The organism is Microcoleus sp. PH2017_28_MFU_U_A (assembly GCF_020738035.1).
Classification (GTDB): Bacteria; Cyanobacteriota; Cyanobacteriia; order Cyanobacteriales; family Microcoleaceae; genus Microcoleus.
Map to the genome: position 1 here is coordinate 22478 of NZ_JAEQCX010000066.1, position 13786 is coordinate 36263.

Consider the following 13786-nt stretch of genomic DNA (forward strand, 5'->3'; position numbering starts at 1 on the left):
TTGTCCTGTCTAAACCCCTCAGATAACGAACAGGTGAGGGATACTTCACAGGTGTTAGGTGTGCCAGCCAATGTTTTAATCGATGATTGTTCCGACTCCGACTTAGTTGATAAATGCTTAAAGGGCGATCGCACTTGCTTTCGTCACCTTTACGGGCGCTACCAACAAAAAGTCAGGTCAACCCTTTACCAACTCTGCGGTTCATCACTTCTAGACGACTTAACCCAAGAAGTATTTCTGCGAGTCTGGAAAGGATTACCCAAACTCAAACAACAGGAAAACTTTTCAACTTGGTTGTATCGCATCACTTGGAACGTGGCATCCGACCAAAGAAAAGCATTTGCCAAACAGCATTCTTTTGACTCCCAACTCAAAAATCAAGAAACAATGGATCGCGTTATTCCCAATAATAACACATCAGACTTGATGCAGTTGCACTATCAAGATTTAGTGCAGCGAGGACTGGAGCAATTGAGCTTTGAACACCGCACTGTTTTGGTGCTGCACGACTTAGAAGACATCCCGCAAAAAGAAGTAGCCCAAATCCTGGGAATGCCAGCGGGAACTGTTAAATCTCGCGTGTTTTATGCCCGAAATGCCATGCGACAATTTTTGCAAAAACAGGGGGTAGACGAACTGTGAACGATGAAAATAGCGACAAAAGATTAGTGAATTTCTTGAAGCAAAATAGCCCAAAAGTTCCGGACGCTACCCCCGATCTTGAGCAAAGAGTTTTAGCAGCAATAGATAGGAATGACAGGGCGAGAGAGCTAAATGGTCTCGGCTATTTGCGATTTACAGAGTCTAGTAAAAGCTCAAAATTCCTCGGTTTTCCCAAGTGGGGTTTTCCGGCTGCAATCTTCGCTGGCCTGCTAGTTTTTGCTTCGGGCTATCGCGTCCTAGTTACCGCACAATTACAGGCGGATGAAGCGGCTCACTTGGAAGCATTTCTGGTCAATAATTGGGAGGGTGTATTGAACGATTCCCGCACGGCAACTATGAGCGATCGCCCACAAACAAATTTATTTGATTTCCCTGTTACTGCTGACACCGAACCGCCAACAAATTAACTAATCTTAAAGAGGTAATTTTTCATGTCAATGCGCCAATTTTCGGCTATGGCAGTTTTAATGTTAACCCTCGGTACTACAGCCGCTGCAACCGCCGCTCCCAGCCCCGCTCAACCGGAAACAATTGCCCAAAACCAGCGTCCCAATCGAGCTGGTGGCAAAGAGAACGGGCTGTTTGACAAACTAAATTTAAGCGCCGATCAAAAGCAGAAAATGCAGGCTGTTCGCGATCGCTACAAAGACCAAGTTTCCCAGCGAATGCAAGCAATCCGCCAAGCCAGACAAGAATTGGAAACGATGATGTCGGGTACGACAGCAAATGTCGGCCAAATGCGCGACAAACACCGCCAAATCATGGGATTGAGGCAGCAGTTAGAAGAGGTACAATTTGAAAGTACATTAGCCATGCGAGAAGTGCTGACACCCGAACAGCGCAGCCAGTTCTCGCAAATGATGCAGCAGCGCAGGGAAGCTGCTAAAACCAGGAAACAAAACAGCCAAAAATCCCAATAATCTACACCGCTACCGACTGCACACCCTACTAAAAAATAAACTTGTCGGGTGTGCACTCGCCAGTTCGATAATTTAAGTTAAAATAATTAGTTGGTAAATCTCATCAAATTTTCTGGATGAATCTACAAAACGATTCTAGTTACATTTATTTACACGGATTTGCGTCAAGTCCAGATTCAACTAAGGCTAAATATTTCCGCGATCGCTTTTATTCCCTAGGAATTGACCTCAAAACTCCCGATCTCAATCACAAGGATTTTTCGCGCCTCACTCTCACGCGCCAATTAGACCAAATAGAAACAGAATTTCTGCAAGCCCAATCCTCCGAATCTGTAGAAAATGTAAAAAATTTAGGGGAAGTTACCATCATTGGGTCTAGTTTTGGCGGGCTGACAGCGGCTTGGCTGGCCCAGCGACAATTATCAATAAAACAAATAGTTTTGTTAGCACCGGCTTTTCAATTTCTCTCTCATTGGCTGCCACAGTTGGGACAGCAACAGTTAGAAAAGTGGCAGTCTGAGAAATATTTGCCAGTTTACCACTACGGCGAACAGCGCTATTTGCCGTTGAATTATGAATTTGTGACAGATATGGCTCAATACCCTGAAGAAAAATTAATGCGCTCAGTCCCGACGTTAATTCTGCACGGCAAGCATGATACGATCGTACCGATTCAAGCTAGCAGAAGTTTTTCAGAGCATCGTCCCTGGGTGAAACTAATCGAACTAGAGGACGATCATTCTTTGGGAAATGTCCTAGCGGAAATTTGGGAAGCAATGCAAAACTTTTGCAAATTCAAAAATTAAAATTTGACAATCCCCAAAAATGGATACAATCCTCCGACTTAAGTCGTGAAAAACAAAAATTTTAGACAACGTTTAAACTCCAAGATTCCTGTGTGGAGTAAATCTAAAATCTCAAGTCTAAAATCTCAAGTCTACTCACCAACTTGCAAGTTTCAAAAATCAAATGACTGAACAAGATAAATCGACTCGCACCTTAGCCGTTGACATTGGCGGAAGTGGCATCAAAGTTATGGTTTTGGACGCTGAAGGTGAACCCCAAACGGAACGCAGCCGTTTAGAAACGCCTCAACCGCCGAAGCCGGAACCGATACTGGAAACCATAGCCTCTTTGGCCAGCGGACAAGGCGAATTTGACCGAGTATCCGTCGGTTTTCCCGGCGTCGTGTCCCGCGGTATCATCAAAACCGCAGTCAATTTAGATCCATCTTGGATCGATTTTGACCTAGCAACTACTCTCAAAGATCGATTGGGAAAACCTGTGCGAGTGGCTAACGATGCTGACATTCAAGGATTGGGATCAATTGCTGGAACGGGAGTAGAATTAGTAATTACTCTCGGCACCGGTTTCGGTTCTGGTTTGTTTGTCGATGGTATCTTGGTACCCAATCTAGAATTAGGACATCACCCGTTTCGCAAAGGGGAAACTTACGAACAGCAATTAGGGCGAGCCGCCTTAGATACAGTCGGCCCCAAAAGATGGAACCGCCGTCTGGAAAGAGCCCTCGTCTTCCTGCAAAATCTCTTTAATTGCGATCGCCTTTACATCGGCGGCGGCAATACCAAAAAAATTGCTTTTGATTTACCGCCACAAGTTAAAATAGTACCGAATGTCAGCGGTTTGTTGGGCGGAATTGCTTTGTGGCGCGATTAAAATAGTCATTAGTCATTGGTCATTAGTCATTAGCTTATTAGTTATTGATGACAATCAAGGATTTATACGCTAGACATCATAAACTAATGACTAATTATCCTAATAGTGACCAACCAAATCGTAATTATAAAATCTACAATCTCAGACCAAAAATCATACCATGCTTCCCTTTATCCGCAAAGACTTAGCCGAACTTACCGCATACACTCCCCATCCGGGCGGCGCTTCAGGAGAATCAGCGCACTCGGAAATTGTACTCGATCGCCTAGACACCAACGAATGCCCCTACGACTTACCAGCGGAATTAAAGCAAAAGCTAGCTTGGAATTACCAGCAGCTAATTGAGACAAATCGCTATCCCGACGGAGGGCACGCAGCACTCAAAGAAGCGATCGCCCAATACGTCAACGAATCGATCGCTGAATCTATTCATGTCCCCCCCCTTAAAAAGGGGGGGCTAGGGGCAGAATCTATTCATGTCCCCCCCCTTAACAAGGGGGGGCTAGGGGGGGTTCCAGAGCCAAAAACAGCTATTACAGCCGACAATATTTCAGTCGGCAACGGTTCCGACGAACTAATTCGATCGCTCTTAATCGCTACTTGCTTGGGCGGCGCAGGCTCAATTTTCGTCGCCAATCCCACCTTTTCCATGTACGGAATTACCGCCACCACCCTGGGGATTCCCGTTGTCAGTGCCCGGCGCCGAGAAGATAACTTTGCGATCGACATCAATGCAGCTAAAAGGGCGATAGACCAAAATCAAAATCCCCCCGTCCGCATCGTCTTTGTCGTCCATCCCAACTCCCCCACAGCCAATGCTTTAACAATCAATGAAATAGAATGGCTGTCAAGTTTGCCCGAAAATATCTTAGTAGTAATTGACGAAGCCTATTTTGAATTCAGCCAAAATACCTTAGCCGAAAGATTGCACCAACATCCGAATTGGATAATTTTGCGAACATTTTCCAAAGCATTTCGCCTAGCGTCAATGAGAGTCGGATATGCGATCGCCCATCCCGAACTCACAGCCACCTTAGAAAAAATCCGCCTCCCCTACAACCTTCCCAGTTTCTCGCAAACAGCAGCAGAGTTTGCCCTCGCCCAGCGGCAGTTATTGCTAGCAGTAATTCCTGAAACTATCTCAGAAAGAGCCAAATTAATTGCAGCGCTAACTCAGCATCAAAAACTGCAAGTTTGGCCGAGTGCAGCTAACTTCCTTTACCTGCGGGTGAAAGCTGCTGAGGGCGAATCGGCAGAACAAAAACACCAACAAATCATGCAGCAGCTAAAAGCTCAAGGTACTTTAATTCGCCACACAGGCGGAGGTTTGCGAATTACCGTGGGTACTCCCGACGAAAATGTGCGAACTTGCGATCGCCTCGCTGCGATTTTGACTTAACAAATGGGTTCGATCGTTCGGACTTCAGTCCTCAGGAAACGAGAGAGGACTGAAGTCCGAACGATCGAACTTATCGGGATTATTTTGCCGGACAGGATATATGTAATTTTTAATTATCAATCTGTCGCGCCGCGCGAATGGTTTGGGGAAATACGCCTACTAAAAGTGCCAAAGCTCGATCGGGAATTTGTGCCACCGTTTCCAAATCAAAATATTGTTCAAACTGAGTTAAAATCATTTGTGCGCGTTCCGCAGCTACAGACTTTGCCGTTAACTGTTCCGTTAACCGCACCCAATGCCGCCTAATTCCGAAAGCTTTCTGTCTTTCTGCGGGAGATAGAGGGCAAACAAAACAAAAATCCCCCACAGGAATCGCCTGCTGCGAGTCAGCATCAAAAGCACCTCCAACGGCAGCACCAGGCCCGGCAAACTCCGCATGGAAGCCTTTAATCAAAATTAGACCGTTTCGGCGACGGCTATCTACCATCAACAGCTTGCCGCCGTTGATTTCTGCGAGAATGTCAGATGAGTGGGGGTGTTCAGTCAAATCTGTGCCAAGGTTTCGATGTCACAAGTCCCGATCGGCCCAAAGGCGGGATCGGACAATATAATTAGATTTATCAAGTTTTGGATGCTCTTGTTGTCGATCGAGATTATCCATTTGAACTTACAGATAATACTGTCACAAGGTGGTAGCTCCAGCGCTCTCAAATAATATCAAATGCAAGCCAAACAAATAGTAGATATCCTCAAAGCAGATCTCCCGACGCTTTTTGAGAAAGACATTTCCTACGACATCTACACAAAAGATGTTTTTTTTCAAGACCCTGTTAACAAATTTAAAGGAAAAATCAACTATCGCATTATCTTTTGGACTCTGCGATTTCACGGGCAGCTATTTTTCACCGAGATTTACTTCGACCTGCACGACGTAAGTCAGACAGCCCCTGATACTATTGTGGCAACTTGGACTGTTCGCGGGATACTGCGCGTACCCTGGAAAGCTCGGATCTTCTTCAACGGCTATTCTACATACAAGCTGGATCCAGAGGGCTTAATTTACCAACATATCGATACCTGGGACAGAGATCCCGGAGAGATTCTCCAGCAGTTTTTGGGCAAAGGCGAGGATGTCACCCCAAGATAAGCCAAAAAGGTCGATCGCTACGCCTCTAATTGCCAATTCACTCTCTCAATAGCGGAAAACGCATACATATAGCCATCATTGCGGTGTATTGCCCTACAGTATTTGTAACGAACTGGACTGACTTTTCCTGTGGCACACATCATTTCAAAAACTCCACTCGCTCTGACAATCAGCCTGCCTCTATGAGTACCCGCAAATTTTCCTGCGGGCAAAGTTGCTTGTACCATGTCCCCAGTTTTAAAACCAAAAAATTCCTTGCACCGTGGTAACTGTTCAGAGGGGTAACGAGATCGTGCGGATTCCAGCCATTTCAACCAGGTAGTTTAGACCTATTTCTTCAATTTTTCAGGTCTGATGGCACCTCAAACCCATCAACTTCGTACCCCCTCCTGAACAGCTACCATTTTTGCTTGTGGAACGGGCATCTTGCCCGTTCCAAAATTTGATTAAAATGACTTTTGCAAGAGGTATAATGGGGACTAAAGTCCTCTGATTGCGGACTAAAGTCCTCACTACAAACCTATCTTAACAAAGCAATCCGCGCCTTGCACCTTAGCGGACATTTTAAACTAATTATCCGAACCTAAAATCAAGCCCGATCGCGCCGGCAGCATCAATTCTAACTGCCGAGTTTCCCCTTCACCTTTCCAAACAAACTCACCTTTACCAAACAGCAATTTCTCGTGAGGAGATTTCAAAGTAGCTGCTTCAAAACTAACATTTGCCTCTTCAGTCGCTACATTGACAGCAACAACTATTTCCTCATCCCCCAAAATTCGGGCAAAAACGTAAACCGTTCCCTCAGCAAATATAATTTGGTAGTCTCCGGTGCGGAGGGCAGCGTATTTGTGCCGCAAAGCTATCAACTGCTTGTGGTAATCTAAAACCTCAAGTTCCCAGTGAGCTTCTAAGGGAAAACCGCGGCGAGAATCGGGATCGAGGGCACCCGGTAAACCAACTTCATCGCCGTAGTAAATGCTGGGAGCTCCAGGAAAAGTTAACAGCAGCAAATTAGCTAGTTCTACGCTAGCTTTATCGCCTCCAGCAATTGAGATCAACCGGGCTGTATCGTGACTCGCCAACAAATTAAGTTGAGTTAGCTGTATCGGCCACGGGTACAGTTCCAAAACGTGCTGGATTTTGTCGCCGTACTCTTGAGCAAACAGCGGCGGATATGGATGGTAAGAACGACCTTCAATTTGAGCTAAATCTACTCGGTCGCCCGCTGCAAAAGCAATAGTCGGCGCCGCAAACAGATAATTCATCACTCCGTCAAATTGACTGCCGTCTAGCCATTCTCTCGCATCTTCCCAAACTTCGCCGACAATGTAAGCTTCGGGATTAATTGCTTTGACTCGCTCTCGAAATTCTTGCCAAAATCCGGGAGTTTTAATTTCAAAAGGAACATCTAGCCGCCAGCCATCAATGCCGAATTTAATCCAGTATTCGGCAATTTCCATGATGTATTCTCGCACTTCTGGATTGTCGTGATTGAATTCCGGCAAGGCTCGATTGCCATCCCAACCTGCGTAATTAGCAGGAAAATTACCGTCGTAGGCAGATAGCGGCCAGCCTTCTATTTTAAACCAATCTACCCAAGGAGAATGGGGGCCGTTTTCGAGGATATCGTGAAAGAAGAAAAAGCCGCGGCTGGCGTGGTTGAATACGCCGTCGAGGACGATTTTGATGTTGCGAGCGTGGGCAGCGTCTAGAAGCTCTTTAAACGCTGGATTGCCACCCAACATCGGATCGACTTGATAGTAGTCGTGGGTGTGGTAGCGGTGATTGCAGGCCGACTGAAATATCGGGGTGAAATAAATTGCGTTAATGCCTAAGTCTTGCAGGTAGTCTAGCTGTTCCATCACGCCCCACAAGTCGCCGCCTTTGTAGCCTTGGAGGGTGGGGATTTCGTGCCATTCTTCCCAGATGAAGTTTTGCAGCAGGCGTTTGCGCGGCTGTTTGCTTTTAGCGAAGCGATCGGGGAATATTTGGTAGAATACCGCGTGTTTAACCCAGTCCGGCGTTTGGATTTGCATACAATTTTCCTGTCTTTTACGGCTTAGGCTACATTAGCAGATGTTTCTAGGAGATCTAGCTTTTGGTAGAGAATAGACGCTCGATCGAGTTTTGTCGATCGACCGATCGCAAAATATCACACAAATTTGCAGTCTATCTCACAAAATTGACAACTGATTCTAGCCCTAACCTGATTCTTTCATTAAACAGCCCTTATTTATTGATAGGTATTTCAACTCAAAACTGCCAACTTTTTTAAATATCCATGATTGATCGATGAGTATTTTAACTCACAACTCAAAACTCATAACACCAGTCCCGGACGCACTCCAACTCTCATAAACCTCGTTTTTTAAGTTTTGTTGAGGGTTTGAACGAAGTATTTGGATTAAACAACCCGGTTTCAGCGCCAGCGACTGAACTCCTAACTCAAAACTTCCTCGCTCCCCCCCTTGTCAAGAAGCCCTCACCATCCGACACTGGACTTGGAGAGTTCATAGATCCTAGGGAGAAAGTTCCTTGAAAAAAGTCTTAGCCATCATCCTCGGTGGCGGTGTCGGCACCCGCCTTTACCCCCTAACCAAACTGCGAGCCAAACCCGCAGTTCCCCTCGCAGGTAAATATCGCCTCATCGATATTCCTGTGAGCAACTGCATCAACTCGCAAATAGTCAAAATTTACGTCCTCACCCAATTCAACTCGGCATCCCTCAACCGGCACATCTCTCGCACTTACCAGTTTTCTGGCTTCACCGAGGGATTTGTCGAGGTACTCGCCGCCCAGCAAACTCAGGAAAACCCCAACTGGTTTCAAGGGACAGCGGATGCAGTTCGCCAATATCTTTCGCTGCTAGAACAGTGGGACGTTGACGAATACTTGATTCTGTCAGGCGACCACCTCTACCGCATGGACTACCAAAAGTTTGTGGATAGACACCGCGAAACCAATGCCGATATCACCCTCTCCGTTTTGCCGATGGACGAGAAGCGGGCCTCAGATTTTGGTTTGATGAAAATCGACGACAACGGCCGCATTATTTCTTTCAGCGAAAAGCCAAAAGGCGATGCGCTCAAACAAATGCAGGTGGATACTACTAAACTGGGACTGACAGCGCAGCAGGCTCAGGAAAGTCCTTACATTGCTTCGATGGGGATTTACGTCTTCAAAAAAGAAGTTCTGATTAAACTCCTGAAAGAATCTCCCAACCAAACTGATTTTGGTAAAGAGATTATTCCGAATTCTTCAAAAGACCACAACGTTCAAGCTTATTTGTTTGACGATTATTGGGAAGATATCGGAACGATTGAGGCTTTTTATGATGCTAACTTGGCGCTGACAAAACAGCCTAAGCCTCCTTTCAGTTTCTACGATGAAAATGCGCCGATTTATACTCGCCCGCGTTTCTTGCCGCCGACTAAGCTTTTAGATACTCACGTGACGGAATCAATTATTGCTGAAGGCTGCATTCTCAAACAGTGCCGCATTGACCATTCTGTGTTGGGAGTTCGAGCGCGCATTGAAGCTGGATGTACGATTCAAGATAGCCTGCTTATGGGTGCTGACTTCTACGAACCCGACGCGGAACGGCATTCGAGTTTAGACCACGGTGGCGTCGCCCTCGGTATCGGTGCAGATACTACAATTCGTCGCGCGATTGTGGACAAAAATGCCCGCATCGGCCGGAACGTTCAAATCATTAATAAAGACCGAGTGGAAGAAGCCAACCGCGAGAGCCAAGGTTTTTACATCCGCAGCGGCATTGTCGTAGTTCTGAAAAACGCCACGATTCCTGATGGAACTATCATTTAGTTATTAGTCATTAGTCATTAGTCGTCAGTCATTAGTTTTTTAAGTTAAAATCTGTTATCTGCCAGCCAGTGACTGATGATAAATAAATAAATTAGTGACAGATAACCAATGACCGATGACTGATGACTGATGAAGAAAATATTTTTTTTACTTCATTATTAATTGCAACTGTTGGTGCAAGGCTGTCGAAATATTTGGCTTCATTCAAACTCAGGCGCATTAATAAGGAACAGTCTCTGTTACGGTCTGCGGTGATACGCGTATGTTCGATCGCCTGCGTCTGGCGGATTGCTTCTGATTCTTGTATTTGCGATCGTAGCACGACTGACAAATGCGCTGCCCGTTTCTTAGCATCACACAACTTTCGGAACTATCTTTCCAATCGTCGCAGCAGCCGCAAGGCCAACTTAGCAAATAATTCATGATGTTATCACCCTCGTAACGTTAACAAGTTATTGAGCTACCATTTTATCTTAATTTTTTTCAAAGTGTGTGTTCTAGTTAACAGACAGCAGATAGATTCTGGTATATTTTGTGACTTAAAGCTATAGATGTGCTGTTAAAATAAAAAAGTATAGCACCAGTAGGGTAAGAAAAAAATATACAGAAGGGTTGTTGAATTAATGTACGCTTTATGGTAAAATATTCTCAAAATTAAGGCGGCAGATTGAACGGGAGTTGCTGATGAGAACCTGCTAGGATTTGCATTGAGCGAAAAGCTAAAGAAAGAAAAGTTCGTAGGCGTAAGCCGGGGCGTAGCCATCGCACGGCGCACCGTAAAAAAAAGATCGATCGTCAGTGGCAGTCAACCCAACGGGCGATCGCGCCCACAACCGCAGCAGCTTTCCCGGGTTCGCCTCAGCTATCGCAGCCACACCAAAATCGCGAAGACGTAGCACTCCTCAAAATCTCCAACAGCAGCGGGGTGCGGAAATTGCGATGTCCCGCAAGCAACAACCGAACTCGATCGAGTCCAAAACTTTGATAACCTATAATTTGAAGAAGGAAGAAGGAAGAAGGAAGAAGGAAGAAGGAAGAAGGAAGAAGGAAGAGGTGCAACGCGAGAACGTCCTCACCGTCAGGCGTGGTTGCTATAACTCGCCATCCTGCTAATTTGGGATTTATTCTTTCTAACAACTAACAACTAACAACTAACAACTAACAACTAATAACTAATAAAGAGAGGATTACTTAATGGCTGCAACAGATTTTAAAGACTATTACGCTATTTTGGGACTCAACAAAACCGCCAGCGCTGATGAAATAAAAAAAACTTTTCGCAAACTAGCCCGGAAATATCACCCGGATATGAATCCGGGGAACAAAGAAGCCGAAGCTCGTTTTAAAGAAGTAAACGAAGCTTACGAAGTGCTTTCAGATCCAGAAAAACGCAAAAAATACGACCAATACGGCCAATACTGGAAGCAAGCGGCGGCAACTCCCAGCGGATGGCCGGGCGGGGGCGCTACGAATGTAGACTTTGGTGGCGTTGACTTCAGCCAGTACGGCAGTTTTGACGAATTTATTAATGCCTTGCTGGGGCGCGCAGCTAGCAGTGGAGGTAGTAGTAGCAGCCGCAGCAGCAAGTGGAATTACAGCAGCCAGCGCACCGGCACCGGCGGGCCTACTGGTTTTGGCGGATTTGAAGATTTCGCTGGCTACGAGAACCGCAGCGCCGGAGGTACTCGCGACACTGAGGTGACAATTTCGCTGACTCTGGGGGAAGCATTTCGGGGAACTTCCAAGCGAGTTGCTACTGGTGAGGTTTCGATTCCTGCGGGAGTGAAAACCGGCAGCAAAATTCGAGTGAAAGGCAAAGGTCAAATTGACCCGTACACGAAGCAGCAGGGAGATTTGTACCTGAAGTTAGAAGTTTTACCTCACGCTTTCTTTCAGTTTGAGGGAGAGAATTTGATCTGCGAAGTGCCGATAACTCCCGATGAAGCGGTTTTGGGAGCTTCTATTGAACTGCCGGCGCCTGAAGGTATGATAACTGTAAAATTTCCGGCGGGAATGCGATCCGGTCAGTCTTTGCGGTTGCGGGGGAAGGGATGGCCGAAACCGAAGAAAGACGAACGCACGGATTTGTTGGTCAAAGTTGCGATCGTCCCACCGAAAGAACTAACCGCTGTAGAACGCGAATGCTACGAAAAAATCAAGGCTAATCGCACTTTTAATCCCCGCAGCACTTTAAACCAGATGGGGCTTTAATCTTCAATATCAAAAGCAACTACTGGTGCGATCGGCTAATACCGTTTAGAAAAAAGGTTGCTACAAAAAAATGTTGGGTTTGTTTAGTTCACCCAATCGGTAAGGTGCGTCGCTATTAGATTGTAGGTGAAATGCCAGAGATTTAAGAATGGCGGCGCACTCTACGAATTGACTCGTGACACCTAGCTTACACCTAACTTTATATTATACCTTTAAAAAAAGCTGGCGACAAGAAAATTGTTGGGCGGAATGAACGTCCGGGCTGTTTAGTCCACCCAATGTGTAAGGATCGGGAATTAAATAATTTACACCTATTTGTGGGATGGGCGTCCCGCCCGTCCTATCTGGACGGGCGGGACGCCCATCCCACAAGAACAATAAAAATTGTAAGTTATTTAATACTCATTCCTAAGGTGGGTTGCTATTAGATTGTAGTTGAAATGCCAGAGATTGAAGAATGGAGCCACACCCGCTCACTTACCAGAAAGAATTGGTTGAAAACCCGCCCGCCTTTGAGGCAGAAATTAAAATCAGACTATTCATTACTCCAATCCTCCGACTTCTAGGTAAAGATCGCTCTCTGGGAGTCAACTATCAACTGTTGAAGGCATTGCATGATTTTGAAAAAATGGCATTACTCATCAGTAGCTCTTAGCTGACTGGGTTGGCGACCTTGCTTGATGTTAATGCTAATTTTTTTAGCTCCTTTCTTCTCCAAGTCTTTGATGTAGCCGTTGGTATTATTAGAAGCTTCATCCTTGCTTTCGTAAGGACCAAAGTAATAGGTGCGTTTGGGTGAATCTGTGTCAACTTCTACCCACCACTCGCGACCTCTACTGCCGCCAATCGGTTGAGTGAGTATCCAGAAAGCAGCGACGTACATACTGAATATATAAAGTCCAAACATAGTAGGTGTCCCCGCAGTCAAGTAGTTTTTACTGTCCTTAAGTTAGCAGGACAAATAGCTCGATCGACTCGTCCTCAGTGCTGATTTAACGGTCGTAATTGTTGAGAGTCAATGCTGGCTAACATCAGCATTTTGGTGGAGAAGAGGCTGAGTTTTAATGACATCTACCAAAAAATCCGCAAAGCAAGAACTAGAATCAAACGATGCTTAATTTTATTGTTGAGGCTTGAGTTATACCAACCACGCCCGACGATGAGGAAGTTTTTAATTGCTGAAATCGTTGCGGAAGATTTCGCCTTGCTTCTTCCGATTTCTATTTCTCTTTTTAGATAATTGAAAAGTCACACAGAACGGATATCTGTACAGTTTTGTTGGTAGCGCGGACTTCAGTCCGCTCTCTGGCTGCGGACTGAAGTCCGCACTACAAACCGTTTTTGTTCGTAGCGCGGACTTCAGTCCGCTCTTTGGCTGCGGACTGAAGTCCGCACTACGAACCTTTTTTGTTATGGTATCGACATATGATATGACGAACTATTGACGCGGAAAAACCGAGATGTTTAACTGATACTTCTCACGATAGAGGGAGTATTTCAGTCAAAAAACCCGGTTTCGGCAGTCTGAACTATCAAAATTATTAAGCAGCAATACCCTCTGAGAATTCACTTTCGCAGATGGTGAGATCGGAAGGATGACACCGTTTGATGCGGATGCTAAGTCTTTTGGCTCCCTCGCTTTCCAAGTCTTCGATGTAGCCTGGAGTGTGGCTGGAGGCTTCTTTGTCGGTGTCGAAGGGGCCAAAATAGTAGGTACAGTAGGGAAAATCTGTGATGATTTCTACCCACCATTTATCCGGGCTGCGGCGGCTGGGCCCGGCAAACACGGACAAGACTGCGAGGTAGAGACCAAATAAATAAAATCCAAGCATTTTTCCTCTTTATGGGTTTGAAACTGTAACTTAATTTATGGACAAAGCTACCCATCCTTGACTATTTGGGTAGCTTTGTCCGCAACTCGGGCGATCGCACGAGACTATTTGC

General features: G+C 45.7%; 17 protein-coding genes. 12 read left to right on the forward strand and 5 right to left on the reverse strand.

The window, feature by feature from the left end:
* Positions 1–51: 51 nt before the first annotated feature.
* The 6 genes from JGK14_RS16630 to JGK14_RS16655 all read left to right on the forward strand — a co-directional run bounded on the left by JGK14_RS16630 (position 52) and on the right by JGK14_RS16655 (position 4659).
* Positions 52–642 (forward strand): sigma-70 family RNA polymerase sigma factor, encoded by a 591-nt coding sequence (locus JGK14_RS16630; protein WP_293190570.1) that lies wholly within the window; start codon positions 52–54, stop codon positions 640–642.
* On the forward strand, positions 639–1070 hold the full coding sequence (locus JGK14_RS16635) for a hypothetical protein (RefSeq protein ID WP_293217324.1): 432 nt from the start codon (positions 639–641) through the stop codon (positions 1068–1070). The genes JGK14_RS16630 and JGK14_RS16635 overlap by 4 nt, the downstream gene beginning before the upstream one ends.
* Before the next feature lie 24 nt (positions 1071–1094).
* Positions 1095–1583: a Spy/CpxP family protein refolding chaperone gene (locus JGK14_RS16640; RefSeq protein ID WP_293203080.1), complete on the forward strand. Its 489-nt coding sequence runs from the start codon at positions 1095–1097 to the stop codon at positions 1581–1583.
* A 116-nt stretch (positions 1584–1699) separates the two neighbouring features.
* On the forward strand, positions 1700–2389 hold the full coding sequence (locus tag JGK14_RS16645) for a YqiA/YcfP family alpha/beta fold hydrolase (protein ID WP_293177152.1): 690 nt from the start codon (positions 1700–1702) through the stop codon (positions 2387–2389).
* A 163-nt stretch (positions 2390–2552) separates the two neighbouring features.
* Positions 2553–3260: an ROK family protein gene (locus JGK14_RS16650; RefSeq protein ID WP_293177150.1), complete on the forward strand. Its 708-nt coding sequence runs from the start codon at positions 2553–2555 to the stop codon at positions 3258–3260.
* Between the two features lie 160 nt (positions 3261–3420).
* Positions 3421–4659: a histidinol-phosphate transaminase gene (locus JGK14_RS16655; protein ID WP_293241787.1), complete on the forward strand. Its 1239-nt coding sequence runs from the start codon at positions 3421–3423 to the stop codon at positions 4657–4659.
* A 109-nt stretch (positions 4660–4768) separates the two neighbouring features.
* Here JGK14_RS16655 and JGK14_RS16660 read toward each other — a convergent pair whose 3' ends face one another.
* Positions 4769–5206 (reverse strand): hypothetical protein, encoded by a 438-nt coding sequence (locus JGK14_RS16660; RefSeq protein WP_293177146.1) that lies wholly within the window; start codon positions 5204–5206, stop codon positions 4769–4771.
* A gap of 174 nt (positions 5207–5380) precedes the next feature.
* Between JGK14_RS16660 and JGK14_RS16665 the strand changes: the two genes are divergently transcribed.
* Positions 5381–5806: a DUF2358 domain-containing protein gene (locus JGK14_RS16665; RefSeq protein ID WP_293177144.1), complete on the forward strand. Its 426-nt coding sequence runs from the start codon at positions 5381–5383 to the stop codon at positions 5804–5806.
* A gap of 17 nt (positions 5807–5823) precedes the next feature.
* Here the strand turns inward: JGK14_RS16665 and JGK14_RS16670 are convergent, their stop codons facing one another.
* Complete coding sequence (locus JGK14_RS16670; RefSeq protein WP_293177142.1) at positions 5824–6033, reverse strand: hypothetical protein; 210 nt, start codon at positions 6031–6033, stop codon at positions 5824–5826.
* Positions 6034–6375: 342 nt separating this feature from the next.
* Positions 6376–7842 carry a glycoside hydrolase family 13 protein gene (locus tag JGK14_RS16675; protein ID WP_293177140.1) on the reverse strand — a complete coding sequence of 489 codons (1467 nt, stop codon included), beginning with the start codon at positions 7840–7842 and terminating at the stop codon, positions 6376–6378.
* Positions 7843–8341: 499 nt separating this feature from the next.
* Here JGK14_RS16675 and JGK14_RS16680 point away from each other — a divergent pair, with 499 nt between their 5' ends.
* The 5 genes from JGK14_RS16680 to JGK14_RS16700 all read left to right on the forward strand — a co-directional run bounded on the left by JGK14_RS16680 (position 8342) and on the right by JGK14_RS16700 (position 12497).
* Entirely contained in the window at positions 8342–9631 is a 1290-nt protein-coding gene (locus tag JGK14_RS16680; RefSeq protein WP_293177138.1) for a glucose-1-phosphate adenylyltransferase, read from the forward strand.
* A 122-nt stretch (positions 9632–9753) separates the two neighbouring features.
* Entirely contained in the window at positions 9754–10056 is a 303-nt protein-coding gene (locus JGK14_RS16685) for a hypothetical protein (RefSeq protein ID WP_293190556.1), read from the forward strand.
* Positions 10057–10429: 373 nt separating this feature from the next.
* A complete protein-coding gene (locus JGK14_RS16690; RefSeq protein ID WP_293177136.1) occupies positions 10430–10744 on the forward strand; it encodes a hypothetical protein in 315 nt (104 codons plus the stop codon).
* Between the two features lie 81 nt (positions 10745–10825).
* Positions 10826–11842 (forward strand): J domain-containing protein, encoded by a 1017-nt coding sequence (locus tag JGK14_RS16695; RefSeq protein WP_293177134.1) that lies wholly within the window; start codon positions 10826–10828, stop codon positions 11840–11842.
* Between the two features lie 457 nt (positions 11843–12299).
* The gene (locus JGK14_RS16700) at positions 12300–12497 is read left to right on the forward strand and encodes a hypothetical protein (RefSeq protein WP_293177132.1); all 198 of its coding nucleotides are present in this window, start codon (positions 12300–12302) and stop codon (positions 12495–12497) included.
* On the opposite strand, the gene JGK14_RS16705 is transcribed toward JGK14_RS16700, so the two are convergent.
* Together JGK14_RS16705 and JGK14_RS16710 are read right to left on the reverse strand one after the other, a co-directional pair.
* Positions 12477–12749: a DUF1816 domain-containing protein gene (locus JGK14_RS16705; protein ID WP_293177130.1), complete on the reverse strand. Its 273-nt coding sequence runs from the start codon at positions 12747–12749 to the stop codon at positions 12477–12479. The two genes, JGK14_RS16700 and JGK14_RS16705, sit on opposite strands and share 21 nt — an antisense overlap.
* 634 nt (positions 12750–13383) lie before the next feature.
* On the reverse strand, positions 13384–13674 hold the full coding sequence (locus JGK14_RS16710) for a DUF1816 domain-containing protein (RefSeq protein ID WP_293177128.1): 291 nt from the start codon (positions 13672–13674) through the stop codon (positions 13384–13386).
* Positions 13675–13786: the final 112 nt, after the last annotated feature.